Here is a 24,036-nt window from a genome sequence, read left to right on the forward strand (position 1 = left end):
TATTTGCATGTCATTTCGGCACTAGATCGCACGGGTTACTTTATTTGAACGCAAGCAACGGGTGCAAGCATACACGCGGCATGGTTTGCCGTCCACGATCGCTTTCACTCTTTTTACATTAGGTTTCCAGGATCTGTTGGAACGTCTGTGCGAGTGAGAAACCTTAATACCGAAAGTAACGCCTTTACCGCAGATATCACATTTAGCCATTCATCTGCACCTCCCTCGACTTACTTTGGATTGACTAACGTTGTTATTTTAACAGATTCAAAGGACAAAATCAAGTGTTTTTGCGAAAAAAAGTGAAAATTTTAGAAGTTTCTCAAAAAATTAAAGCGCGTGCCCTTGTATTTTTACCGTATTCCCGATATAATGTTAATCACAGAGCCGCACTGGATTTGCGTGCAAATTAAAGAAGAAGGAACTTATACTGATGTCAGATTATGCGATGCAAATCGCCGTCCGGCTGCTGGTGGTGATCACCGCCCTGCCGGTCCATGAATGCGCCCATGGTTGGGTGGCGTATAAACTGGGCGACCCAACTGCCAAACAACTGGGAAGGCTGACGTTAAACCCGTTCAAACACTTTGACCTGTTCGGCACTATGATGCTGCTGCTTACCGGATTTGGATTTGCCAAGCCGGTCCCCATCAATCCGAATTATTTTAAAAACCGCAAAGCTGGGATGGCCATTTCCGCACTGGCAGGGCCTGTTTCCAATATCCTACTGGCGGCCGTGCTGCTGCTGATCTTTAAGATCTGCGGGTATTTTATTCCGATGTCTTTGAATGCAGGGTATATTCTGCAAACGGTTTTTTCGATCATGGTCAGCACCAATATTGGGCTGGCGATCTTTAACATGATCCCGATCCCTCCCTTAGATGGGGCCAAGGTGTTGAGCTTTTTCCTTTCCGACCGGCTCAATTACCGGCTGATGGTATTTGAACAGAAGTACCAGATGTTTATGATCTTAGGTCTGTTTGCACTGATCTATTTAGGGATCTTGCGCCTGCCAATGGGGATGCTCAGCGGGCTGATTTACCGGGGCATCGATTTTCTGACCGGTTTTATTGACCTGCTGGCAAGGATAATATAAAGGAAAATTACCGCATGGAACAACTGGAATTTAAACTGGAGGTCTTTGAAGGGCCTTTGGATGTGCTGCTTCATTTGATCGCGAAGCATAAATTGAATATTTACGACATTCCGATCACCGCGTTGTTGGAGCAGTATCTGGATTACATTGAACAGATGAAGATGGCGGATCTGGAGGTGACCAGCGATTTTTTGGCGATGGCGGCCCATTTGGTGTATATCAAAACCGTTTCCCTGCTGCCCAAGCATGAAGAAGCGGAAACCCTGAAACAGGAGCTTCAGGGACAACTTTTGGAATACCAGCTTTGTAAAGAAGTGGCGGCCCGTCTAAAGGAGCGTTTTGAGGGCCATAATATCTTTGTCAGGGAACCGCAAAAAATCGCACTGGATAAAACATACCGCCAAACCCATGACGTCAGCGTTCTGCTTAAGGCCTATCAGGAGGCAGCGGGAAAGGCGAAACGAAACCTTCCTCCGCCACGGACAGCCTTTTCCGGCATTGTGTCCCGGCGGATGGTGTCAGTCACCAGCCGGATCGTTTTTGTATTAAACCGTCTGTATTCCGAAGGGAAAGCCCGTTATCAGGATTTCTTTTCCCAAAGCGGGGACCGCAGCGAGATGGTAGCCACTTTCCTGGCAATTTTGGAATTGATGAAATCCAAGCGGATCACGGTGGACGAGGAGAATACCTATGTCTACTTTAACCGGGAAGCCGCCGGGTCTGATGAAGAATTTGACGAAGCGGAATATCAGTAAAACGGCCACAGGGCGGCTTTTCTTTTGAAGCGGCCGGACATGGTTCACAGAAGCAAGGTGATGAGAATGGAGTATAAAAAATACTACGGCATGATCGAAGCCGTGTTGTTTGCAAGCGGGGAACCGGTCGCACTGGACAGGCTTTCAGAGGCTGTGGAGATCGACCGGCAGACGCTGTTAGGGCTGATGCCGGAATTTATGGCACAGTACCAAACCCCGGAGCACGGGGTGCAGGTGGTAAAGCTGGGGGAAAGCTACCAGATGTGCTCTAAAAAAGAATATGAAGGCTGCATCAAGCACGCTCTGGAGATCAAGCGGAACACGCCGCTGTCCCAGGCGGCGATGGAAACGCTGGCGATCATCGCCTATAACCAGCCTGTTACCAAAAGCTTTGTAGAGCAGGTGCGCGGAGTGGACAGCTCGCAGACGGTCAATAATCTGGTAGAAAAGGGACTGGTGGAGGAAGCCGGCCGCTTAGACGTGCCGGGCAGGCCGATCACCTACCAGACTACCGATAATTTCCTGCGAAGCTTCCAGATCTCCTCGTTAAAGGAGCTGCCGCCTTTGCCTGATGAAAGCGGCCAGATCCAGTTAGAGGAGATCGTGGTGCAGGAATAGCGGAAAATAGGGGAAGAAAGGAAGGAAAGCATTGCTTGTTGTTGGGATCATCATTGCGGTACTGGCGCTGCTTTTGTCCTTTAGCGTTACCCTGTATGTCAGCATCAGCGACGCTGTACGGATTAAAGTCGGGATGTTTGGGATAAAATTTGATGTAAAATCCCCGGAGCATGACCTGAAGGCCGCGGCTAAGGAAGCTGAAAAACTGGAAAAGGAAGAACAAAACACCCTGAAAAAAAAGAAGAAAAAGGGCGGCGAGAAAAAGAAAAAAACTGCTGCAAAACCAGGCTCTGCCGGCAAGCAGGAGGAAAAGGACAGTTTTTCCGATACGGTTTTTCTGATCTTGAATTTGATCAAATCTGTCTTTTCGCCTTCGTTGTTTGTGTTGCGGCATACCCGGCTGACCGGTGTGTACCTTGACATGGCGGTAGGGACAGAATCGGCGGATAAGACCGCCCTGACCTATGCCGGGATCGGGATCGCGATCAGCAATACACTGGCATTTTTAAAAAGCCAGATCAAGGTGCGGGTAAAGCACTGCTCGATCCGGCCGGACTTTACCTCCGACCACATCACCCAGCAAACACATTTTAAGGTGAAGATCCGTTTGGGTGTGATAATTTGGGGCGGATTGGGCATGCTAACCAATATCATAAGAAGTATGTTTTTAAAAACCAAAGAGGAACAAACTCCTACAGTGAATCAGATAAAGGAAGGTGTCAAAGATGAGTGAACATCCAATTCAGGGACTGATGTCCACAACGATGCAGAAAATTAGGGAAATGGTTGACGTGAATACCATTATCGGGGAACCGATCCTTTCCCCGGATGGGACTGTGATCATTCCGGTGTCCAAGGTTTCGTTCGGATTTGCTTCCGGCGGGTCTGATATTCCGTCCAAACAGCCGAAAGATATTTTTGGCGGCGCGTCGGGCGCTGGGGTTTCCATTCAGCCGCTCGCGTTTCTGGTTGTGTACCAAGGCAATGTAAAACTGCTGCAGATGACTTCCAGCGACAACACGGCGAATAATGTGGTAAACATGGTGCCGGAAGTGCTGGACAAAATCAGCGAGCTGTTTAAAAAGGACAAGCCGGAAGAAAAGAAGTCCCCGAAAGACGCGTCATCGGCAGATATCAAAATAGAAGAAGAATAATTTCTAATCATCTTCCTGCCCGCATACAATAAAACGGGCAGGTGATGATAGGATTGAAGAAACTAATCAAAAAAGCGTGTTTGTTTTGCATGGCATTGGGGATCGGCCTGGCGGGCAGTGTGCCGGTTGTCAGCGCCCGGTCTGCCGATGTTTATGCGCAGTCGGCAAAGGCATTTGTGCTGATGGAGGCGCAAAGCGGGACGATTATCCTTTCCGGGAATGAAGACGTCCGGCTGCCGATGGCAAGTACCACCAAGATCATGACGGCGCTCATAACCCTGGAGCAGCCGGAGTTGGATACATATTTTACTGTGGACCCGGAGGCGATCAGGGTAGAAGGCTCCTCCATGGGGCTGACAGAGGGCGATCAGGTCTCCCTTTACGCATTGGCGGGGGGGATGCTGCTGTCGTCCGGCAATGACGCGGCCAATTCTGCGGCGGTGCGGATCTCCGGCTCGATCCCGGAATTTGCGGAGCTGATGAACCAGCGCGCGGAAGAGATCGGGATGGAGAACACCCACTTTGTCACGCCAAGCGGCCTGCATGACGAGGAACACTATTCCACTGCGTATGACATGGCGCTGCTGGCCAAAACAGCGCTGGAAAACGACCGTTTCCGGGAACTGTGCAGCAGCCCAAAGGCAAAGCTCAATTTTGGCAGCCCGCCGTTTGACCGGTGGCTTTCCAACCACAACCGTCTGTTGTCTTATTACGACGGATGTATTGGCGTAAAGACCGGCTTTACCAAAAAAGCGGGACGGTGCCTGGTTTCTGCGGCGGAACGGGATGGGGTCACGCTGATTTGTGTGACCTTGGACGATCCCAATGACTGGGTGGATCACGCAAATTTGTTTGACTACGGTTTTTCCCTGGTGCAGGAAACCGTTTTAAAACCGGATACTACCGAGCTTGCGGGAAACGTAGTGGGCGGTATGGCTGACGAATTCCGCGTCAGCGCGCCCAAGGATGCGGTGGTGCACACCGTAGGCAAGCCGGGCGACATCACCGAACAGATCTTGATGAAGCCGTTCTACTATGCCCCGGTGCAGGCCGGGGAGGTGGTGGGCACAGTGCGCTATTTGTCCGGGGATAAGGTACTGGCAGAGGTGCCGCTGACTGTTGGGGAGGATGTTGAACAGAAGATCACAGAGGTGGAAAAAAGTTTTTCTGACAGGATCAGGGAATGGTTTGAAAGCCTGCTGGGAAAAAGCACATAAAACGACTGATGGGAGATCAGACGAAAGGAAAGAAAGAACATGGAAAAAGTTAGGATTCAAAAAGTAATTGCAGATATAGGGTTTTGTTCCAGGCGGAAGGCGGAAGAACTGATCGGCCAGAAGCGGGTCAAGGTAAACGGACACCCGGCTTTGATCGGCCAGAAGATCGACCCGGTCCATGACATCATTACGATCGACGGGGAGAGGCTTTACTATTCCCGGAAAAAACAGCATGTTTACCTGATGATGAATAAACCGCGCGGGTATATCACCTCAATGAGCGATGACAGGGGAAGGCGCTGCGTCACAGAACTGCTGCCCCAGACCGACGTTCGGATCTACCCGGTGGGACGGCTGGATTTAAACACCGAAGGGCTTTTGCTGTTCACTTCCGATGGGAATTTTGCCAATGATATGATGCATCCTTCCCGTGCGGTCAGCAAAACCTACCGCGTTACGGTGCGTCCCGACATCACCGATGAACAGGCGGTAAAGCTTGCCGAGGGGGTTTATATCGACGGCAGGAAAACCGCGCCGGCCGAAGTGCGGGTGCTGTCCAAGGAGAATAACCGTGTCGTGATGGAGCTGGTGATCCGGGAAGGGCGCAACCGCCAGGTTCGCAAGATGTGCGAAGCGGTTGGGCTGGAAGTGGCCCGGTTAAAACGCACGGCGTTCGGTCCGATCCGTTTGGGAATGCTAAAACCGGGCACTTGCCGGGAACTGACTGCGGAAGAGCTGAAAGCTATCCGCACCGCGGTAAAAAAGCCGGTAAAAAGTTAAACAAAACAGGCCGGCAGCGTCCGGCCTGATCTTTTTAGGAGGGGTCTTATGATTCAGTTGCTGCCGGTAACGGAGCAGGCCATGCTGGAGCGGTTGAACCGCATTTATCAGCAAAACGCGCAGTTTGCCTATGTCTGCGTGGAAAAAAGGGAGATCAAGGCAAGCTGCCTGTACAATATCAAAGGAGACGTAGTCGAGATAGTGAATGTTTCCAGCGTGGAGCCGGACATCTTTGACGGGCTGGTGCGCGCGGTGTTTGCAAGCGCCATGGATTTAGGGCTGGAGCACGCGGTATTTGATGAAAAAATTGACCATGAAATGCTGGTTCAATTACATTTTGTGCAGGACGATGGATTTTCTGTTAATTCCTTAACAAAAATCATTCATAATTGCAAAAATTGCAAAGCGTGAACCGGGAAAACTTGTTATTTTTAAATAATATGTGTATAATAAATACTGGAGAAATTTTGAAAATGGTACGCTGGAAAAACAGCGTTGCCAGTTCAATTATGAAAAAATCAATCGTAGACATGGACATCCATGTTAAGGAGAAACGGAGGAATAGTAATGAATCCTGAAAGCAAGATGAATCAGCTTGCTGAATACGTCGAAAAAACTTCTCAGGACACTCCTGCAAGATCGAGGCTGGTATCTTTATACGACGAAGGTACGTTTGTAGAGCTTGATGCGTTTGCAGGGATGAATGAAGAAGGCTTGTGCGGCGTGGTGACCGGCTATGGATATGTGGGGGACACCTTTGTTTACGCTTATTCTCAGGACGTGACCGCCTGCGGCGGCGCCGTCAGCAAAGCGCATGCGAAGAAGATCAGTAAACTGTATGATCTGGCCGCAAAAACCGGCTGTCCTGTCGTTGGGGTATTTGATTCCAACGGCGCAAAATTATCCGAAGCCAACGAAATGCTGGATGCCTACGGCGAAATTTTAGCGAAGACAAGCACCCTTTCCGGGGTCGTTCCTCAGGTTGCCGTCGTTTTGGGCACCTGCGCAGGGACTTCCGCGCTGCTTGCGTGCGGCGCAGACTTTTTAGTCATGTCTGAAAAGGGCGAACTATTCCTGAACGCACCGTTCGTCACCAATGCGAAGGGTGAAGATAAAGAAGCGGGTACTGCCGGCTTTGCGGCGAAGTCCGGGATCGCTTCGGTGATCGCGGCTGACGACGAAGCTGCTTTGGAAGAAGTGAGAAAGATCGTTTCCATGTTCCCGCAGAACAACCTGGCTCCGGCTCCGTTGTTTGAAACTGCTGAAAATGCACAGGCGGCGGATTTGATTGCCAAGGCTTATGCAGATGTAGACAATATGTGCGCGAAATCGGTTGTCGAAGCAATTGCAGACGCTGACAGTGTGGTAGAGCTTCAGGCTGATTTTGGAAAGGGTATTGTTACCGCGCTGGCTACTGTTTCCGGCGCCGCGGTAGGAATCATTGCCAACAACGAAACGCAAGGGGAACTGGACATCGACGCATGTGATAAGGCTACCCGCCTGATCCGTGTCTGTGATGCATTCAACCTCCCGATCATTACTTTGGTAAACACCAAGGGCTTTAAAGTGACTGCTTGCCCGGTACTGATCAGAAAGAGCGCGCGCCTTGCACACGCTTATGCGGAAGCGACCACTGCAAAGATCACCGTGATCTGCGGACAGGCCATCGGCGCGGCTTACATGGCGCTGGCCTCCAATGCAAACACTGATGTTTGCTACGCTTGGCCCACCGCTGCGATCTCTGCAATGGGCTTAGAGGCGACAGTAGAATTTTTGTCCCATGACAAGCTGAAAGGGACCACTGACCTGGAACAGTCCAGACAGGAATTGGTCGATGAATATGTAAACACCGTTGCGGGCGCGTTCAAAGCTGCTGAAAACGGTTATGTAGACGATGTGATCGCGCCGGAAGACACCCGTGCTGCAATCATCCGTTCCATGGAAATGCTGGCCGGAAAACGCGTCAGCAATCTGCCGAAAAAACACGCTATTATGCCGCTGTAAGAGCTTGATAGGATCGTAAGGAGGATTTAATTATGAGAAATTTTAGTGTTACTGTAAATGGAAAACAATATAATGTTGCTGTAGAGGAAACTGCCGCCGGCGCTGCTCCGGTTGCCGCTCCTGCTCCAGCACCGGTCGCGGGCGCTGCTCCTGCTCCAGCACCGGCTCCGGCAGCCGCTCCTGCTCCAGCACCGGCTGCGGGCGCTGGCACAAAAGTTGCAGCTCCAATGCCAGGCACCATTATGAGCGTGAAAGCAAATGTTGGCGACGCAGTAAAAGAGGGTCAGGTCATCATGATTCTGGAAGCAATGAAAATGGAAAATGACATTGTTGCGCCATGCGACGGAACCGTCACCTCTATCGTTGTAAAATCTGGGGACAGCGTAGAAACCAACCAGACTCTGGCTACTATTGGCTAATAAGGAGGAGATGTAAAGATGGCAAAAGTTAAAATTACTGAAACCGTCTTGCGTGATGCTCACCAATCTCTGATTGCTACCCGTATGACCATCGACGAAATGCTTCCGATCCTGTCCAAAATGGATAAGGTTGGATACTATTCCGCTGAAGTCTGGGGCGGAGCTACGTTTGACAGTTGCTTGAGATTTTTGGATGAAGACCCGTGGGAAAGATTGCGCATTATCAGAAGAGAGATGCCGAACACCAAACTGCAGATGCTCTTCAGAGGCCAGAATATGCTGGGCTACCGTCACTATGCAGACGATGTTCTGGAATATTTTGTGCAGAAATCTGTGGCAAACGGGATTGATATTATCCGTATTTTCGATGCGCTCAACGATATCCGAAATCTGGAAACCGCGATCAAAGCCGCGAAGAAAGAGGGCGCTCACGCACAGGTAGCAATCTCGTACACCTTGGGCGACACCTTTACTGACGAATATTATGTCAACTACGCAAAACAGATCCGCGATGCCGGCGCTGATTCGATCTGCATCAAAGATATGGCTGCGCTACTGACCCCATACAAAGCTGCGGAACTAACCAAAGCGATCAAAGCAGAGGTTGACCTGCCGTTGCAGCTGCACACCCACTATACCTCCGGTTTGGCTTCCATGTGCCTGCTCAAAGGCGTAGAAGCCGGGGTAGATATCATTGACACCGCGATGAGCCCGTTGGCGCTGGGTACTTCCCATGCTCCGACAGAATCTATGGTCGCCGCTTTCCGTGGGACAGAATACGACACAGGATTGGACTTGGTGCTGCTGAATGAGATCAGGGATTATTTCATGACCCTGCGTCAGAAATATTTGGATTCCGGACTGCTTGATCCGAAGATGCTGGCAACCGACGCGAATGCGTTGATTTATCAGGTGCCGGGCGGAATGCTGTCCAACCTTTTATCTCAGCTCAAACAGGCTGGCAAGGAAGACAAACTGACCGAAGTGCTTCAGGAAGTGCCAAGGGTCCGTGCAGATTCCGGAATGCCTCCGCTTGTTACCCCGACCTCTCAGATCGTTGGTACCCAGGCGGTGTTCAACGTGATCATGGGCGAACGCTATAAGATGGTAACCAAAGAATTTAAAGGCTTGGTCCGCGGTGAATACGGAAAAACTCCGGTCAAGATTGATCCGGAATTTAGAAAGAAGATTATTGGCGACGCCGAACCGATCGACTGCCGTCCTGCTGATCTGCTGGAACCAGAGCTTGACAAGCTGCGTGCGGAATGCGCAGATTGGGTAGAGCAGGACGAAGATGTTCTGAGCTACGCTCAGTTTGGACAGGTGGCTGTGAAATTCTTTGAAAATAGAAGAAATAAAAAACTGGGGATTGATTCTGCGCATGCAGATGCTGCAAATCAGGTACATCCGGTATAAGAAAGAAAAAAGTCATATCTGGGTTTCCGGATATGGCTTTTGCTTTGATAAGCTGGGTTCAGGAACTTATTTTTGTCGATTATACGGATAGATTTTTGTCGGGAAACCGTATATAATATAATTAAGTCTGATTGATAAACATGAAAGCCGGAAAGGGGAGGGGAAACATGAAAACCAATTTCAAATCAAGCGTTGTTTTGATGGTGTTCCTGTTATTTTCCTTGATCGCCTTCCCGGTGAGCGCGCAAGAGGAATTGGAAAGCAGCGGGCTCCTTTCCGAAAGCACCGTGCCGGAAAGCTCTGAATCGGCAGAAAGCAGCGGGGAGGAAAGCCCGGAGTCTGTTCCGGAGGAAAGTTCCGAACCGGTTTCTTCTCAGGAACCAGAGAGCGAAACGCTTTCCGAAGAAGGCGCGCCGGAATCAGTTTCCAAAGATACGGCGGACCAAACACAGTCTATGGCGATCCCTTCCAACGAATACTGGAACGAAGAAACCGAAGCTACGTTGGCGCTTGCCTGTGATTGGCTGACCATCTCCCATCAGGGGGAATTATATTATTTTTGTATGGGAACTGCGGGGGAGCCGGCTCCTGCCCAACTGGTAACAGCCTATATTGCACAGGTTTCGGCCGAAGAAGGGGAGCAGGAAATTCTGGACACGGAATACACAGCCCTTAATACGACCTTTTGCGGATACAGCGCCAGAAATGTGCTTGGTACGGATTTTATCAAGGGGATCGAAGATTATCCCGACTATGATTCTCAGGAACTAAATACGATCGTATACGCTTTGCTGGCATTGGACAGCAATCAATATTGTGTAAAAGAAACAGCGCGGAATACCCGGACAAGCCTGTTGGAACAGCTTTTGCTGTATCAGAATGAGGACGGTGGTTTTGCAGAGCTTCTGAATCATAGTAGCACCCCTTCCAGTACAGCGCTGGCTTTGACCGTCCTTTCCAATTACCAGGAAAGACAGGTCGATTATCAAGAGGCGGTCCAGGCAGGACTTTCCTATTTGTCTGAAACACAGCAGCCTGACGGGATATTTCTTGACAGGGGGAAAGAATCCTCCTCCGCGACCGCAAAGGTGCTGACGGCGCTGATTTCCTTGGATATTCCTTTAGATGACGAACGGTTTGTCAAGCAAAATCATACTTTGAATGAGGTACTGATGCGGTATGTACGGCTTGATGGCGGGTTCAGCGAGATGCTGGATCAGGATAGTGACGTTGTTGCAACGGAATATGCTATTTTAGCTCTCTCATCTATGAAACAAGGAAAAAACCCTTACCAGCTTTCCAACCCATTGCAGGATACAAATTCCGCATCGTCAGCAGATACTTCCGGTGTGGAACGAGAGCCCCTTCGTGGTCCTGTTAAGATCACGGTCATCATTTCTGCGGTCATTGTGGTGATCCTTGCGGCGGCGGTGGTCAATTTGGCCGGTTCCAGACAGCAAAAAAAGCAAAAGGAACAGCAAGATCATGATGAAATACATGAATAGGAAAAAGGGAACCGGTTTATTGATCGGTTCCTTTTTGTTCTTTCCAATATTTTAAAAGCTGTTCGCGGTCATTGGGAACAGTTTCCTCTATCACAGCATTTAGTAAAAATTCCAGAGCCACGCCCACCTGCGGTCCTTTTGTGACGCCAGCTTGGATCAAGTCATTTCCATTCACTGCAAGCTGGGAAACAGAAAAGCAGGCTTGCTCCTGAAGAAGCGTTTCCAGCATTTCAGAAAAGTCATGCAATTCGGAGAGCCTGTGATGATATTCGGGAGCTAAGGCCAGGGTGTCGGCGTATTTGACTGGAAGCAGCAGGCGCAGTTTGGTTTCCCCAAAACGGTTCAGCCAGCGTTTGATCCCCTTGCGTTCTGTAGGGAGCATGGTGTCATGGTATTTGACCAAAAAAAGTACGTTCTCTATTGTGGTACGGTCAAACCGCAGGGTTTGAAGCGCTTTTTTTGCGATTTGGACGCTTTTTTGAGCATGCCCGTAAAAATGTCCGACGCCATCTTCGTCAATAGAAAAACAGTCTGGTTTTCCGGTATCATGGAACAGCATGGCAAGGCGCAGCACAGGATCCGGCTCGATGACAGAAACTGCCTTGGCAGTATGTTCTAATATGTCGTAAACATGATGTGGATTGTGCTGTTCAAAGCCTTTCATCCGTGAAAGCTGCGGAATAAAGAGTGAGAGAACATCGGGGTAATCCAGCAGGATCTCCTGAATGTTCTTTCCGCAAAGACACCGGGAAAGCTCCTTCTGAACCCGTTCTGCCGCCACAAAAGACAAAAGCTCCTTTTTCTGATGGATCGCGGCGGAAGTATCCGGAGAGATGGAAAATCCGAGTACAGAAGAGAAACGCAGGGCACGTAAAATGCGCAGAGCGTCTTCCTCAAAACGGACAGAAGCCTCCCCAACACAGCGCAGGCAGCGCTGCGCCAGATCGTTGATCCCGTTGAAATAGTCAATGAAGCCGGTTTCCGGCGACCAAGCCAGCGCGTTGACCGTAAAATCCCGGCGGGCAAGGTCTTCCCGTAAGTCGGGGGTGAAGCGAACGGCATCCGGGTGCCGATGGTCTGTATATCCAATGTCCGAACGATAGGTCGTGACCTCAATGGGAACATGGTCAAGCAGGACGGTTACAGTGCCGTGCCGGATCCCTGTTTCCAGTACAGGATATGCGGCGAAAACCTTTTTGACCTGTTCCGGGCGGGCGTTGGTGGTTAGATCCCAATCAATGGGATCCGTGCCCAGCAGGCAGTCCCGGACACAACCGCCTACCAAATAGGCTTCAAATCCATTTTTCGCCAGTTTTTCCAGGATGGCAGAGACCTGTTGGGGCGGTGTGATCTGAACCGGCATGAGTGGCTGCTCCTCTCTTTTTTCTATCAATTAACTGGCCGTGATAAAAACGGCAGTGCCGTAAGGCAGGAAGAACATCGTTCTGAGAGCCGTTTTTCTGGACGTTAAACGACCTGTTTAACGTTATTATAGCAATATCTGTTAAAAAAATAAATTGCTTTTTTGTGGTGCTTGATGAAGTGCCAGAAAAAGAAAAGAAACAGGATTTGCTTTTTGGGAAAAGCCACAAAAAAGGTAAAAATTTGTAACTTTTCCAGCGCTTGAGTTGAAATTCTGTAACTTTACTTCTGAGATGGTATGTAGTAACATAAAGATATATAAGTATGATTACAGGAGGGATTCCATGGGGGAGGATAAGTTTTTCTCGGCAGAAGGATCTGCTAAGAAAGACCCACAGACAAATAGCCCGGAGGCTGAAAAGACAGCCTCATCTTCAGCACAGAAATCCCCAAACGAAACTTTGCGATCCACTCAAAATTCTGTGGCTGATCAAAATGCTGCAAACGCTGTACAACAGGAAAAAGCGAAGGATTCGCATTCCTTGGAAATAGATCCTGCTTCTGCGGAAAAACAGGAAGGGGTAAAAGAAAAATTTCCAATTCCAGAGGAAACAAAGCCTGAAGAGCCAAAAAGTGCTTCTGCTTTGAGTGAAGGGAAAGATGCAGTGAAAGCGCAGGATGAAGAAAAGCATCCGGGCAAGTCAAAGCGGAGAAAGAAGAAAAAACATGCGGATAAGCAGCCGGCAGAACAGCAGGATTTAGATCAGACAAGGGTGATAGAAACGGTAAAGCCGGAGGAGAAAACGCTTGCTGAACCAAAAAAGCCAGAAACACCAAATGCGGAAAATCCGCAGAAACCGGCTGACCGTTTTCCGGTTTCAGAAGAAAAGAAGCAGGAAGCAGACCTGGACAAGACGCAGGTATTAGGACAAAAACAGCAGCCTGATCTGGATCAAACGAGGGTGATAGAAACGGCAAAGCCAGAAGAAAATATGGTAGCCGCAGACAAAAAGAGCTCCGACCGTTTTCCCATCTCGGAAGAGAAGAAAACGGAGAAAGCGCAGATAGTTTCCTCTGATTCTGGATCTTCTGCGGACCGAAACAGTGTTCCGGTTACTGCGGAGCCTGTTGCAGAGCCAGCTAAAAAGGAAAAGAAAAAGTGGAAAAAGGTTTTGGCTATCACCGGCGGCGTGTTGGGGCTTTTGATCATAACAGTCGTCGTTGTGATGCTCCTGCTCAGCGGGTCGATTGAGAAAAAGCTGAATGTGGACACCTTTTATCAGGGAATTTATATAGAAGACGTTGACCTTGGCGGAAAAACCATGGAAGAAGCCAAGGAACTGATGGCGGATCTGGAAAAACGGATACGGGATGAGATCGACCTGACCCTGACTTATCAGGATCAGACATTTGAGTACACAGAGGATGACTTCCAGTTTACTTATGATACTGATGAGGTATTGGAGGAAGCCTATCAAACAGGACGGGATGGATATGTTTGGTTCCGGTATTTTAAAGTGCTGATGCTCAAAAACAATCCGGAAAAGTTCTCCTTGTCCCATGAATTAGAGGATACCAGTGTGCTTTCCAAACAGATCGCGGCAGAGATCGCAGATCAGGTCAATGCAGAGCCTAAGGATGCAGCAGTAGAAAAATTTGATCCGAACGCTGGCTCTGAAATTGAAGAGATGTTTACGATCAGTGACGCAGTGACTGGTGTGGAAGTTGACCAGACGAAATTGGCGGAAGACTGCAAAGCGATTTTGGATGGGAAGGAAAAAAAGGGAACAGTTGCGATCCCGGCTTCAGAAACTTCTTACACGATGGATAAAGAAGAGATGCTTTCCCATATCAGCTTGTTAGGGACGTATTCTACCATTTCCCATAATAATGCAAATGGAAACCATAACATGAAAAATGCCTTGGGCAGGATCACTGGAACTGTGTTGCAGCCGGGAGAGACCTTCTCCTTTAATGGAACGGTCGGCCGGCGGACTGCTGCCAACGGCTTCAGGACCGCTGGGGTCATCAAAAACGGTGAATTGGTCGACGGACTGGGCGGCGGCGTTTGCCAGGCTTCTACTACGGTATACGGTGCTGCGATCCGTGCGGGAATGGAAGTGGTAGAACGCGGAAACCACCGCTGGCCTTCTACCTATGTTCCGATCGGGCAGGACGCTATGGTAAGCTGGGGCAGCCAGGATATGAAGTTTAAAAACAATACGGACTATCCGGTTTACATTAAGTCGTATATGTCTGGAACAAAGCTTCAGGTAATGATTTACGGTTCCCCGTCAGAGGAATGGGATGAGATCGAAATTTCTTCTTGGCAGACCTCGACACTTTCGCCTGGAAAACGGACTGAAGTGAAGGACCCTTCTCTGCCAAAAGGAACAGAAAAGGTGAAGATCAAAGCAAGGGCAGGAAGCACTGCCAGCGCGCAAAGGACCTATTATAAGGACGGGAAAAAAGTAAAAACAGAAGCCTTGCCAAGCTCCCGCTATAATCCGGTCAATGAAACGGTTCTGATCGGTACCGCAGAGCCAACGGAAAAGCCGGAACCAGAAAAGAACGAGGAAACAAAAGAACCCGTTGTAGAAGAATAAGAAAAAGGCCCCATGGAAATTCCATGGGGCCTTTTTTGATAAGAGATTGTATCAAAATTGTAACAAGTGACAAGAAAAGCTTGTCTTCGCCCTAACAACTTTCTATAATAGATTTATAGACTGGGGGATACATAATCCCTGCGTTTGTCGTACAGGATATGTATAGACAAAGATTGGAAGTGAACGAAGATGAAACGAACGTTATATGTGGTGATCCCATGCTATAATGAAGAGGAAGTCCTGCCGGAAACGACCCGCCGGCTGGCCGGGAAAATGGCCTCCCTGATGGAACGCGGCCTGATCTCAGTAAAAAGCCGGGTAGCGTTGGTAAACGATGGCTCCAAAGACCGCACCTGGGAGCTGATCTGCGCCTGCCATCGGGATAATCCGCTGTTTTGCGGCATTGATTTGAGCAAAAACCGCGGGCATCAAAACGCTTTGCTGGCTGGCTTGATGACGGTAAAAGAACATGCGGATATGGTGATCTCCATGGACGCTGACCTACAGGATGACATCGACGCCATGGATGAGATGGTGCTAAAATACTTGGACGGCTGCGACATTGTATATGGCGTGCGGAACAAGCGGAAAACAGACAGCTTTTTTAAGCGCGTCACAGCAGAGGGCTTTTACCGCGTCATGAATTTTTTGGGTGCCAATACTGTGTTTAACCATGCGGATTATCGTCTGATGAGCCGGCGCGCCTTGGAGGGCCTGGAAAGCTTTGGGGAAGTAAACCTCTTTTTGCGGGGTATCGTGCCGATGATCGGGTATAGGACCGACACGGTATTATATGAACGAAGCGAACGCTTTGCCGGGGAAAGCAAGTATCCGTTAAAGAAGATGATTTCCTTTGCCTTAGAGGGAATCACTTCGTTGAGTGTTAAGCCGATCCGTTTTATTACCGGGCTGGGTTTTCTGGTGTTTTTAGCCAGCCTTGTGATGTTTGTGTACATTCTGGTGCGCTTTTTCACCGGAAATACTGTGACCGGTTGGTCCAGTGTTGCGGCAAGCGTTTGGCTGTTCGGCGGGTTAATGCTGTTGGCGTTGGGTGTTGTCGGAGAATATATCGGGAAGATTTATCTGGAGGTAAAGCATCGTCCAAGATTTATTGTACGAAGCTTTCTTCACGATCAGGAGCAGGAAGAGCAGGAAAAGCGGTAAGGGGAACAGCCCTTGCCTGCTGAATCGATCAAAATTTTTATAGGGAAAAAAGACTGTATCAGCAAAAGCTGGCACAGTCTTTTTTGACGTATTGCTTATCAAGGGGGATATACAAAACTGCTTTTCCCACATAAACGGCTGAAATAGCACGTCAGTTGCGGAAATTCAAAAAAAGTGGTAAAATATTAGGGTTAGAGGAAGAAAGAAAAGAGGGATTTAGGGTGTCTGTGAAAAACTGGAACTTTACGAAGATCGACAACATACTTGCAAAAACTTTGGCACAGGAATGCGGGATTTCCCAGATGGTTGCCGAGATCCTGGTCAGCCGGGGCATCACGTCCTATGCGCAGGCCGACGTCTTTTTAAACGATGAGCAGGTATTGGAAGACCCTTTTTCCCTGATTGATATGGATCGTGCCGTACAGCGTATCTCCCGGTCGCTGGAACAGGATGAGCCGATCGTAGTTTACGGAGATTATGACTGTGACGGAGTAACTTCTACCGCTATTTTGTACAGTTATCTCAGTATGCTTGGCGCGCAGGTTTCTTATTATATTCCTAAACGGGAAACCGAGGGCTATGGGCTGAACCGGGAAGCGATCGGCCGGCTGGCAGAACAGGGTGCTTCCTTGATCATTACGGTAGATAACGGGATCTCTGCCTTGGATGAAATACGGTATGCCAATGAACTGGGATTAACTGTGATCGTAACCGACCATCATCAGGTGGGGGAGGAACTGCCCGAGGCTTATGCGGTTGTCGATCCGCACCGGCCGGATTGCCCCAGCGAATTTAAGCACCTTGCCGGTGTTGGCGTGGCGTTTAAGTTGGTCACTGCGCTGGAAAACGGGGATTATGACAGCACGCTGGAACAATTTTCCGACCTTTTGGCAATTGGAACGATCGGGGATATTGTGCCCCTGGTCGGGGAGAACCGTACCCTGGTACGGATTGGATTGGAAGCGGTTGCACATACTGATAATATCGGCCTTGCGGCATTGATGGAGACGGCGGGAATTTCCCCGCAAAAGCTCACGGCTCAGAACGTGGCATTTGGTATCGTGCCTAGGATCAACGCCGCGGGCAGAATGAAAGACGCGGCGATCGCGGCGGAACTGCTTTTGTGCGACGATCCGGAGCGGGCGCAGATACTGGCGCAGGAGGTCGATACGCTAAACCAAAAACGCCGTTCTCTGGAAGACGGGATCATGCGGGATATTGAAGCGATGATCGCCGAAGATCCGTCGTTGCTCAATAATAGGGTGTTGGCACTGTATCACGAAGACTGGCACCCCGGGATCATCGGGATCGTTGCCTCCAAGGTTTTGGAGCGGTATGGAAAACCGGTGCTGCTGATGTCGGCGGAAAACGGGCAGCTGCGCGGCTCTGCCAGAAGCGTGGAATTTTTCTCCCTGTACCAAATGCTGACAGCCTGTGAAAAGACGCTGACCCAATACGGCGGGCATACCCAGGCGGCGGGCTTTAGCCTGCCTGAAGCGAACTTTGCGGAGTTTTACCGGGATATTGAAGCCTATGCGCGCAAAGAATATCCGGTCATGCCGGTCTTTTCCTATGAAGTTGACCGGGTACTGCATCCGCAGGAGCTGGGCCTAGAACAGATCCGGGAGCTTTCTGTGCTGGAACCGTTTGGAGCGGCGAATCAGGTGCCGCTTTTCTGCATCAAAAAAGCGGTGCTTCGAGGGATTTCTCCGGTTTCTGAAAACCGTCATCTGCGGTTAAAGATGCAGTACGGCGGCATGGAAATCACCGCCATGTACTTTGGGATGAGCACCGACCGGTTTTTGTTCCGCGTGGGGGAAACATTGGATTTTCTGTGCAATATTAGTATCAATCCTTACAATGGGCGGGAATATCTTTCGGTTATGATAAAGGACATCCGTCCATCTGGATTTGAACAGAAAAAGTTTTTCAATGCCAAAGCTTATTATGAAATGTACCGCCGGGACGAGGAGATCACCCCGCAGATCCGGCACAGAATGATCCCTAACCGGGATCAGACGGCGGTCGTCTATAAATATTTAAGGAAGTGCGGGGCTTACACTGGGGAAGTGGAGCTGCTGTATTCCGCGTTTCCAATGCTGAATTATTGTCAATACCGAGTCATTCTGGATGTGTTAGAGGAACTGGGGCTGATTCGGGTCTCCCCGCTTCTGGACCGGATCGACCTGTGTGACTGCGATCATAAGGTAGATTTAGAGGCTGCGCCTACTTTGCGCAGGCTAAAAGGGAGTTGACCCAGCCCCAAAAGTATTTCAGGCCAATAAGAAGGGAAATCGTCATGCAGGATCAAGTTTATCAGCAATTAAATAAAATGATTCAGGAATCCGGGCGCGTTTACGATACGGAAAAGATCGAGAAGGCTTACCTTTTGGCGAAGAAAGCCCATTGTGATCAAAAACGCTTTTCGGGGGAACCGTACATCCATCATCCGTTGCAGGTGGCGTGTATTCTGACGGAACTGGGAATGGACACCGATTGCATCTGCGCTGCTTTGCTGCACGATGTAGTAGAGGATACTTCAGTAACGCTGGAGCAGTTAAAAAGCGGGTTTGGGGACGAGGTTGCCTCTTTGGTAGACGGCGTTACAAAGCTGGGAAAGGTGCCGCTTTCCACCAAGGAACAGCAGCAGTCGGAAAATGTGCGGAAGATGCTGCTGGCAATGAATCAGGATATCCGTGTCGTCATCATCAAGCTGGCGGACCGTCTGCACAATATGCGCACGCTTCAGTACATGCGTCCTGATAAACAGCGGGAAAAGGCACTGGAAGTGATGGAGATCTTTGCCCCGATCGCGAACCGTTTGGGGATCATGGCGATGAAAGAGGAACTGGAGGATCTGGCGCTGCAATATCTGGATCCGATCGCAGTGGCGGAAATTGAGGCGGCGCTGGCTGTTAAAAAGAATGACCGGAACGCCGTGGTGGATTCCATCAAAAAACGGATCCGGGAACGGCTGAAAGAATACAACATCGACCCGTATATTGAAGGGCGCGTCAAAAGCCTGTACGGCATCTACCGCAAGGTTTATATGGCGGGACGGGATTTTGACGAGGTATATGATATCTTTGCGGTGCGCATCATCGTCAATACCGATATTGAGTGTTATAATATTTTGGGGATCATTCACGATATGTTTACCCCGATCCCAAACCGGTTCAAGGATTATATTTCCACCCCAAAACCGAACATGTACCAATCACTGCATACCACGGTTATTGGAAAAGAGGGCATCCCCTTTGAGATTCAGATCCGCACCTGGGATATGCATTACACGGCGGAATACGGGATCGCCGCGCATTGGAAGTATAAGGAGGGGATCAACGGCAAGGATAAGCTGGAGGACCGGCTGGCGTGGATCCGTCAGATCATTGAAGCGCAGAAGGATTCTGAGGGCGCGGAGGACATTGTAAAAACGATCAAAACCGACCTCACTCCCGAAGAGGTATACGCATTTACCCCAAAGGGAGATGTGAAATGCCTGCCCGCCGGCTCTACGGTGATCGACTTTGCTTACGCGATCCACAGCGAGGTCGGCAACAAGATGATCGGCGCTAAGGTAGACGGGCGGATCGTATCCTTAGAGCACAAGATCGAAACAGGTCAGATCATCGAGATTTTGACCACGAAGTCGATCTCCCACGGACCGAACAAGGATTGGCTGAACATTGCCCATACCAGCGAAGCGCGCTCAAAGATCCGCGCGTGGTTTAAGCGGGAGCGCCGGGAAGAGAATATCATCGAAGGAAAAATGGAGCTGGAACGGGAATTAAAACGCAGCTATATCCGGCTGGATGAGGAGCAGTATCAGGACCTGATCGAAAAGCTGTGCCGCAGGTATAATCATGATGAAAACGATTTATATGCGGCGATCGGATACGGCGGGATCAATCTTCAAAAGATCATGCCAAGGCTGAAAGAAGATTATGTGAAGATGATCAAAAACGACGCGCCGGAGCCCGCGGATATTTTGCTGGATAAAATGGAGGATTCCAAGCAAAAGCTTTCCGGCGATGTGATCGTAGAGGGGATAGACAACTGTTTGGTAAAATTTGCCCAGTGCTGTTCGCCGCTTCCGGGCGATGATATCATCGGCTTTGTGACCCGGGGACACGGGGTTTCCGTCCATAAGCGGGACTGTGTGAATGTGATCAATTCCATTGATGATCCGGAGCAATCCGGGCGGTGGATCAGCGTCCGCTGGACTGGCGACGTGGCGAAAAATTATAGCTGTACCTTGGACATCATTGCGCGTGACCGCGACGCACTGTTTGCCGACATCAGCATGGCGCTTGCAAACCAGCGGGTACCGATCCACGAGATCAGCGCGCGCCAGTTGAAAAACGGAAACGCGATCGTCGTTGCAACGATCAGCACCCAGGGCGTGGAGCATTTAAAAAATATCATCTATAAACTCGGAAAGGTCAACGGTGTGATCAGCGTGGAGCGTTCCGGAAAATAACGGAGGGAAAGACATTGAAAGCAGTATTGCAGCGGGTGTCCTCGGCGGGGATCACAATTGACCGGGAATATTCTAACGGTGAGATCGGGCAGGGCTTGACCGTTCTTCTGGGCGTTATGGAAGGGGATACCAAAGCGCAGGCGGAATTTTTAGCAAAAAAAATATGCGGGCTGAGGGTATTTTCAGATGAACAGGGGAAGCAGAATCTTTCCCTGCAGGATATTGACGGGGAAATGATGATCGTTTCTAATTTTACGTTGGGAGCGGACTGCCGCCATGGAAGACGGCCGTTTTATGCGCAGGCCGCCGCGCCGGACGTTGCTCAAGCGTTATATGATTATTTTGTTGACTGTGTAAAACAAGAAACGGTAAAAAAGGTGATTACCGGCGTATTCGGTGCACACATGGATCTGCATATCGAAGCGGATGGCCCGGTTACAATCATTTTGGATACTCAGGAATTGGGGAAATAAATAACGCAAAAAATATTTATTTGGAATACGCGGCAAAAAAGCCAGCCCATATAGGCTGGCTTTTTTGCGCTTCTGGATAGAGAAGGCTTTCCGTACATTTCGTACAGAGGATGGAAATGAGAAAATAATAAGAAGTTAGCAAATAGGATTTGACTGGCTTTTACGCGTTCTTTTTCATCTGTAATTTCAGCCGGTCCGCGATCATTGCGATAAATTCTGAGTTGGTGGGTTTTCCGCGTCCGTTGTGGATGGTAAAACCAAAGTAAGAATTTAATGTATCGACATCGCCGCGGTCCCAAGCCACTTCAATGCCGTGACGAATTGCGCGTTCCACACGGGAAGAGGTGGTTTTGAACCGTTTGGCAATGGTTGGATAAAGTAATTTTGTCACAGAATTGATCATCTCGCTGTCTTCTATAGAAAGAATGATCGCTTCTCTAAGATAGTGGTAGCCTTTGATATGAGCAGGCACACCGATCTGATGAATGACGTCAGTAACCAACATTTCTAGATCTAAGGTCTGAGAAGAAGCTGATTTTCCAGAGGCATCCTCATGTCGCAGGTTCACTGCCTGAGAAGAGATAGCGTCGCATAATTCGGTGATTGTCGCCGACTTGCTAACAATGACCGCGTCTCTTTCTTCAAAATAGCTCCGGTCATTTTTGGGCGTATCAGAAGTGCCCAGAATGATAAATTTAGGCAGGTCCATGGCAAAACCGTCTAAGCTTTCTAAAACACCGACTGCATCCATGCGTACCATATTGCACTCCATTACGACAATATTTGGTTGGAATGCAAAAATTTCTTTGCGTAGCGCAGACCCGTCTTTCGGCGTTGTTTTGACTAAAAAGCCGCGCTCTTCTAATATTTTGGCACAACTCACCCCAAAGTTTAACGAATCGTCCCCGAATAATACTTTAATTCTATGATACATGCTGAAATATCCCCCGATCTTTTGTTGTTATCCAAATTTTACCATATTTTACCAGAAGTTGCAAATAAAACTTTTCGCCATAAAATTCAACAAACTCACAGATTATGAGGATTTCGACAAAATATTACTTTTATTTTGGGGAAGAGAGGATCATGATTCTAAATTTTTCGTCTGATTATACATATTTTCCGCGAATATACCATAACCTTTGGTCGAATCGTTAACAAACACATGGGTCACAGCTCCTACAATTTTTCCGTTTTGCAGGATCGGGGTGCCGCTCATTCCCTGAACGATCCCGCCGGTCAGTTTGATCAGTTCCGGGTCGGTCACTTTGATCACCATATTTTTCACTTTATGGTCTTCACGGTAGTCGATATCTGTGATCTCTATTTCATATTCCTGCGTTTCATTTCCTTGGAATTTACAAAGAATACTGGCTTTCCCTTTTTTCACTTCCTGCTGAAAGGCCATAGGGTAAGTTTTATCCGTAAAATGTTCCTGGAATAATGTCCCATAAATACCAGTTTCGTTATTGGTCACAATAGTGCCGATCGCTTCGCCGGTCGTAAAAACACCTAATAATTCTCCCGGAGAACCAGAAGCCCCTTTTTTGATGCTGTTAATGGTAACATCGCAGACCTCACCGGAACCGACCGGCATGATTTGCCCGGTGTCCACGTCACAGATCGCGTGTCCAAGGCCGCCAAAGACTCCGTTAGACGGGTCAATAAAGGTAATCGTTCCAATCCCAGCCGCGCTGTCACGCACCCAGATGCCGCTTTTATAGCTGCCGTCTTCCGCGGATTTCACTGGCTCTACTGTGAATTCCATTGTTTTCCCGTTACGTTCTGCTTCAATTAACACGAGTTCCCCTTTGCTTTCCTTGATGATTAGGGCGACCTCTTCGTTGTAGCTGATCTCCTTTTTATTGACGCTTAAAATAATATCGCCGGCCTTTAATCCTGCGTCTTTGCCGGGGCAAACTTTCCCGTTGTCTGTCCTTACATCAGAAAAACCGACAACGATCGCCCCGCCGGTAAACATTTTCACACCAAATGGGTTTCCGGAGGCGATCAGCTGAGGTGTCTGAGATTGGGAAACAGAAACTGATTTTACAGGGAAAATACCCAGCAAGTCCACAGAAACATTTTGTGTCCCGCCAGATTGGGAGACCGCTGATGTTTTCCCTCCAGAATAGGAGGTGTTTAAAAATGACTGTGCTAAAGAAAAGGACTTGGTATCCGCCGTATAATAACGGTCCGGAAGGTAACCATCCAAATAGATGATCCCTGAAAAAAGGGCCACCGACATTGCCGCCAGCGCCGCTGTGATTTTATGAATGAAATTTCGCATAACGCATCCTCTTTTCATTTGATTTCAATGTTATGTTACACCGAATCATCTCGTTTATGGGTGGCAAATTTCGGGCTGGCAATGAAGGAAGGATTTACAAATTTTTCATTTTCAGGTATACTATAAAGGCATTATTATCTAATCAGAAAAATTAGCAAACTTGAATTTGTGGATTGAATAAATTGAATAATAAATTGGCATAAAAGGAGGTAAATATGGAATTAGCATTGAAGCACATAGATATGGGATTTTCTTTAAAAGATGTACATCAAGATGATTTAAATGATTATTTATTTGTGGAAAAGATTTCACATAGTAAGTATATTTTTGAAAACTCTGAATTTTTGGGAGAGTATGATGAACAAATTTTGAAAGATGCTTTTTATGATAGAATTAAAATGACATTTTTCAAAAAAATACTTCTAAATAACGAGATAGTTGGCTTTTTGAGCTATGACAAAAAAGTGAATAAAATTGATAATGTACTTCTGAAAATAATGCCAAAAGTTCAAAACAAGGGTATCGGAACATGGTTTCTACAAGAATTAAAAAAATATTCAGTACCAATTTTTCTTGTAGTTATAAAAACAAACCCTGCTCAAAATTTATATAAAAGATTAGGGTTTGAAGTTTATGAGGAAAAGAATGCATTTTTATTCTTTAAATATGAAATTGTGATTAGTGCACTATAAATACC

Annotated in this window: 22 protein-coding genes; 18 read left to right on the plus strand and 4 right to left on the minus strand. The window is 48.5% G+C overall.

The features are described from left to right. Positions 1-21: 21 nt before the first annotated feature. The gene (gene rpmB / locus CIB36_RS11505) at positions 22-210 is read right to left on the minus strand and encodes a 50S ribosomal protein L28 (RefSeq protein ID WP_093989675.1); all 189 of its coding nucleotides are present in this window, start codon (positions 208-210) and stop codon (positions 22-24) included. A 223-nt stretch (positions 211-433) separates the two neighbouring features. Here rpmB and CIB36_RS11510 point away from each other — a divergent pair, with 223 nt between their 5' ends. From CIB36_RS11510 to CIB36_RS11565, 12 genes are all read left to right on the plus strand, one after another. After that, positions 434-1,096, plus strand: a complete 663-nt coding sequence (locus CIB36_RS11510) for a site-2 protease family protein (RefSeq protein WP_093989676.1) — start codon at positions 434-436, stop codon at positions 1,094-1,096. 14 nt (positions 1,097-1,110) lie between these two features. After that, complete coding sequence (locus CIB36_RS11515; RefSeq protein ID WP_093989677.1) at positions 1,111-1,851, plus strand: segregation and condensation protein A; 741 nt, start codon at positions 1,111-1,113, stop codon at positions 1,849-1,851. Positions 1,852-1,890: 39 nt separating this feature from the next. Then, on the plus strand, positions 1,891-2,469 hold the full coding sequence (gene scpB, locus CIB36_RS11520) for an SMC-Scp complex subunit ScpB (protein ID WP_229408243.1): 579 nt from the start codon (positions 1,891-1,893) through the stop codon (positions 2,467-2,469). Between the two features lie 31 nt (positions 2,470-2,500). Continuing rightward, a complete protein-coding gene (locus tag CIB36_RS11525; protein ID WP_093989679.1) occupies positions 2,501-3,202 on the plus strand; it encodes a DUF2953 domain-containing protein in 702 nt (233 codons plus the stop codon). Then, positions 3,195-3,623, plus strand: a complete 429-nt coding sequence (gene ytfJ / locus CIB36_RS11530) for a GerW family sporulation protein (RefSeq protein ID WP_093989680.1) — start codon at positions 3,195-3,197, stop codon at positions 3,621-3,623. Before CIB36_RS11525 ends, ytfJ begins: the two co-directional genes overlap by 8 nt. 44 nt (positions 3,624-3,667) lie before the next feature. Beyond that, entirely contained in the window at positions 3,668-4,840 is a 1,173-nt protein-coding gene (locus tag CIB36_RS11535; RefSeq protein ID WP_093989681.1) for a D-alanyl-D-alanine carboxypeptidase family protein, read from the plus strand. Between the two features lie 39 nt (positions 4,841-4,879). Then, positions 4,880-5,620 carry a pseudouridine synthase gene (locus CIB36_RS11540; RefSeq protein WP_093989682.1) on the plus strand — a complete coding sequence of 247 codons (741 nt, stop codon included), beginning with the start codon at positions 4,880-4,882 and terminating at the stop codon, positions 5,618-5,620. Between the two features lie 48 nt (positions 5,621-5,668). Continuing rightward, on the plus strand, positions 5,669-6,031 hold the full coding sequence (locus CIB36_RS11545; protein ID WP_093989683.1) for a hypothetical protein: 363 nt from the start codon (positions 5,669-5,671) through the stop codon (positions 6,029-6,031). A gap of 156 nt (positions 6,032-6,187) precedes the next feature. After that, positions 6,188-7,624 carry an acyl-CoA carboxylase subunit beta gene (locus tag CIB36_RS11550; RefSeq protein ID WP_093989684.1) on the plus strand — a complete coding sequence of 479 codons (1,437 nt, stop codon included), beginning with the start codon at positions 6,188-6,190 and terminating at the stop codon, positions 7,622-7,624. Between the two features lie 32 nt (positions 7,625-7,656). Then, positions 7,657-8,043 (plus strand): biotin/lipoyl-containing protein, encoded by a 387-nt coding sequence (locus CIB36_RS11555; protein WP_093989685.1) that lies wholly within the window; start codon positions 7,657-7,659, stop codon positions 8,041-8,043. A gap of 18 nt (positions 8,044-8,061) precedes the next feature. Next, complete coding sequence (locus CIB36_RS11560) at positions 8,062-9,459, plus strand: oxaloacetate decarboxylase subunit alpha (protein WP_093989686.1); 1,398 nt, start codon at positions 8,062-8,064, stop codon at positions 9,457-9,459. A 167-nt stretch (positions 9,460-9,626) separates the two neighbouring features. Then, complete coding sequence (locus CIB36_RS11565; protein ID WP_093989687.1) at positions 9,627-10,964, plus strand: prenyltransferase/squalene oxidase repeat-containing protein; 1,338 nt, start codon at positions 9,627-9,629, stop codon at positions 10,962-10,964. 16 nt (positions 10,965-10,980) lie between these two features. On the opposite strand, the gene CIB36_RS11570 is transcribed toward CIB36_RS11565, so the two are convergent. Continuing rightward, a complete protein-coding gene (locus tag CIB36_RS11570; protein ID WP_093989688.1) occupies positions 10,981-12,327 on the minus strand; it encodes a CCA tRNA nucleotidyltransferase in 1,347 nt (448 codons plus the stop codon). A 343-nt stretch (positions 12,328-12,670) separates the two neighbouring features. On the opposite strand from CIB36_RS11570, the gene CIB36_RS11575 reads away from it, so the two are divergent. The 5 genes from CIB36_RS11575 to dtd all read left to right on the plus strand — a co-directional run bounded on the left by CIB36_RS11575 (position 12,671) and on the right by dtd (position 21,049). Beyond that, on the plus strand, positions 12,671-14,932 hold the full coding sequence (locus CIB36_RS11575; protein WP_158662680.1) for a VanW family protein: 2,262 nt from the start codon (positions 12,671-12,673) through the stop codon (positions 14,930-14,932). Between the two features lie 189 nt (positions 14,933-15,121). Beyond that, positions 15,122-16,096 (plus strand): glycosyltransferase family 2 protein, encoded by a 975-nt coding sequence (locus CIB36_RS11580; RefSeq protein WP_093989690.1) that lies wholly within the window; start codon positions 15,122-15,124, stop codon positions 16,094-16,096. A gap of 221 nt (positions 16,097-16,317) precedes the next feature. After that, positions 16,318-18,351, plus strand: coding sequence for a single-stranded-DNA-specific exonuclease RecJ (recJ, locus tag CIB36_RS11585; RefSeq protein ID WP_093989691.1), 2,034 nt, complete (start codon positions 16,318-16,320; stop codon positions 18,349-18,351). A 44-nt stretch (positions 18,352-18,395) separates the two neighbouring features. After that, positions 18,396-20,576, plus strand: coding sequence for a RelA/SpoT family protein (locus CIB36_RS11590; protein WP_093989692.1), 2,181 nt, complete (start codon positions 18,396-18,398; stop codon positions 20,574-20,576). A gap of 14 nt (positions 20,577-20,590) precedes the next feature. Then, entirely contained in the window at positions 20,591-21,049 is a 459-nt protein-coding gene (gene dtd, locus CIB36_RS11595; RefSeq protein WP_093989693.1) for a D-aminoacyl-tRNA deacylase, read from the plus strand. 160 nt (positions 21,050-21,209) lie between these two features. Here dtd and spo0A read toward each other — a convergent pair whose 3' ends face one another. Then, positions 21,210-21,983, minus strand: coding sequence for a sporulation transcription factor Spo0A (spo0A, locus tag CIB36_RS11600; RefSeq protein ID WP_093989694.1), 774 nt, complete (start codon positions 21,981-21,983; stop codon positions 21,210-21,212). 150 nt (positions 21,984-22,133) lie between these two features. Next, entirely contained in the window at positions 22,134-23,339 is a 1,206-nt protein-coding gene (gene spoIVB / locus CIB36_RS11605; protein ID WP_158662681.1) for a SpoIVB peptidase, read from the minus strand. Positions 23,340-23,554: 215 nt separating this feature from the next. Between spoIVB and CIB36_RS11610 the strand changes: the two genes are divergently transcribed. Then, entirely contained in the window at positions 23,555-24,031 is a 477-nt protein-coding gene (locus CIB36_RS11610) for a GNAT family N-acetyltransferase (RefSeq protein ID WP_093989696.1), read from the plus strand. Positions 24,032-24,036 lie beyond the last annotated feature (5 nt).

Source organism: Massiliimalia timonensis (assembly GCF_900186585.1).
In the GTDB taxonomy this organism is placed as follows: domain Bacteria; phylum Bacillota; class Clostridia; order Oscillospirales; family Ruminococcaceae; genus Massiliimalia; species Massiliimalia timonensis.

Excerpts from the sequence above, each read along its gene's own strand:
- rpmB (WP_093989675.1), bottom strand. The coding sequence starts at position 210 with ATGGCTAAATGTGATATCTGCGGTAAAGGCGTTACTTTCGGTATTAAG.
- CIB36_RS11510 (WP_093989676.1), top strand. The coding sequence starts at position 434 with ATGTCAGATTATGCGATGCAAATCGCCGTCCGGCTGCTGGTGGTGATC.
- CIB36_RS11515 (WP_093989677.1), top strand. The coding sequence starts at position 1,111 with ATGGAACAACTGGAATTTAAACTGGAGGTCTTTGAAGGGCCTTTGGAT.
- scpB (WP_229408243.1), top strand. The coding sequence starts at position 1,891 with ATGGTTCACAGAAGCAAGGTGATGAGAATGGAGTATAAAAAATACTAC.
- ytfJ (WP_093989680.1), top strand. The coding sequence starts at position 3,195 with ATGAGTGAACATCCAATTCAGGGACTGATGTCCACAACGATGCAGAAA.
- CIB36_RS11535 (WP_093989681.1), top strand. The coding sequence starts at position 3,668 with ATGATAGGATTGAAGAAACTAATCAAAAAAGCGTGTTTGTTTTGCATG.
- CIB36_RS11540 (WP_093989682.1), top strand. The coding sequence starts at position 4,880 with ATGGAAAAAGTTAGGATTCAAAAAGTAATTGCAGATATAGGGTTTTGT.
- CIB36_RS11545 (WP_093989683.1), top strand. The coding sequence starts at position 5,669 with ATGATTCAGTTGCTGCCGGTAACGGAGCAGGCCATGCTGGAGCGGTTG.
- CIB36_RS11550 (WP_093989684.1), top strand. The coding sequence starts at position 6,188 with ATGAATCCTGAAAGCAAGATGAATCAGCTTGCTGAATACGTCGAAAAA.
- CIB36_RS11555 (WP_093989685.1), top strand. The coding sequence starts at position 7,657 with ATGAGAAATTTTAGTGTTACTGTAAATGGAAAACAATATAATGTTGCT.
- CIB36_RS11560 (WP_093989686.1), top strand. The coding sequence starts at position 8,062 with ATGGCAAAAGTTAAAATTACTGAAACCGTCTTGCGTGATGCTCACCAA.
- CIB36_RS11565 (WP_093989687.1), top strand. The coding sequence starts at position 9,627 with ATGAAAACCAATTTCAAATCAAGCGTTGTTTTGATGGTGTTCCTGTTA.
- CIB36_RS11570 (WP_093989688.1), bottom strand. The coding sequence starts at position 12,327 with ATGCCGGTTCAGATCACACCGCCCCAACAGGTCTCTGCCATCCTGGAA.
- CIB36_RS11575 (WP_158662680.1), top strand. The coding sequence starts at position 12,671 with ATGGGGGAGGATAAGTTTTTCTCGGCAGAAGGATCTGCTAAGAAAGAC.
- CIB36_RS11580 (WP_093989690.1), top strand. The coding sequence starts at position 15,122 with ATGAAACGAACGTTATATGTGGTGATCCCATGCTATAATGAAGAGGAA.
- CIB36_RS11590 (WP_093989692.1), top strand. The coding sequence starts at position 18,396 with ATGCAGGATCAAGTTTATCAGCAATTAAATAAAATGATTCAGGAATCC.
- spo0A (WP_093989694.1), bottom strand. The coding sequence starts at position 21,983 with ATGTATCATAGAATTAAAGTATTATTCGGGGACGATTCGTTAAACTTT.
- spoIVB (WP_158662681.1), bottom strand. The coding sequence starts at position 23,339 with ATGCGAAATTTCATTCATAAAATCACAGCGGCGCTGGCGGCAATGTCG.
- CIB36_RS11610 (WP_093989696.1), top strand. The coding sequence starts at position 23,555 with ATGGAATTAGCATTGAAGCACATAGATATGGGATTTTCTTTAAAAGAT.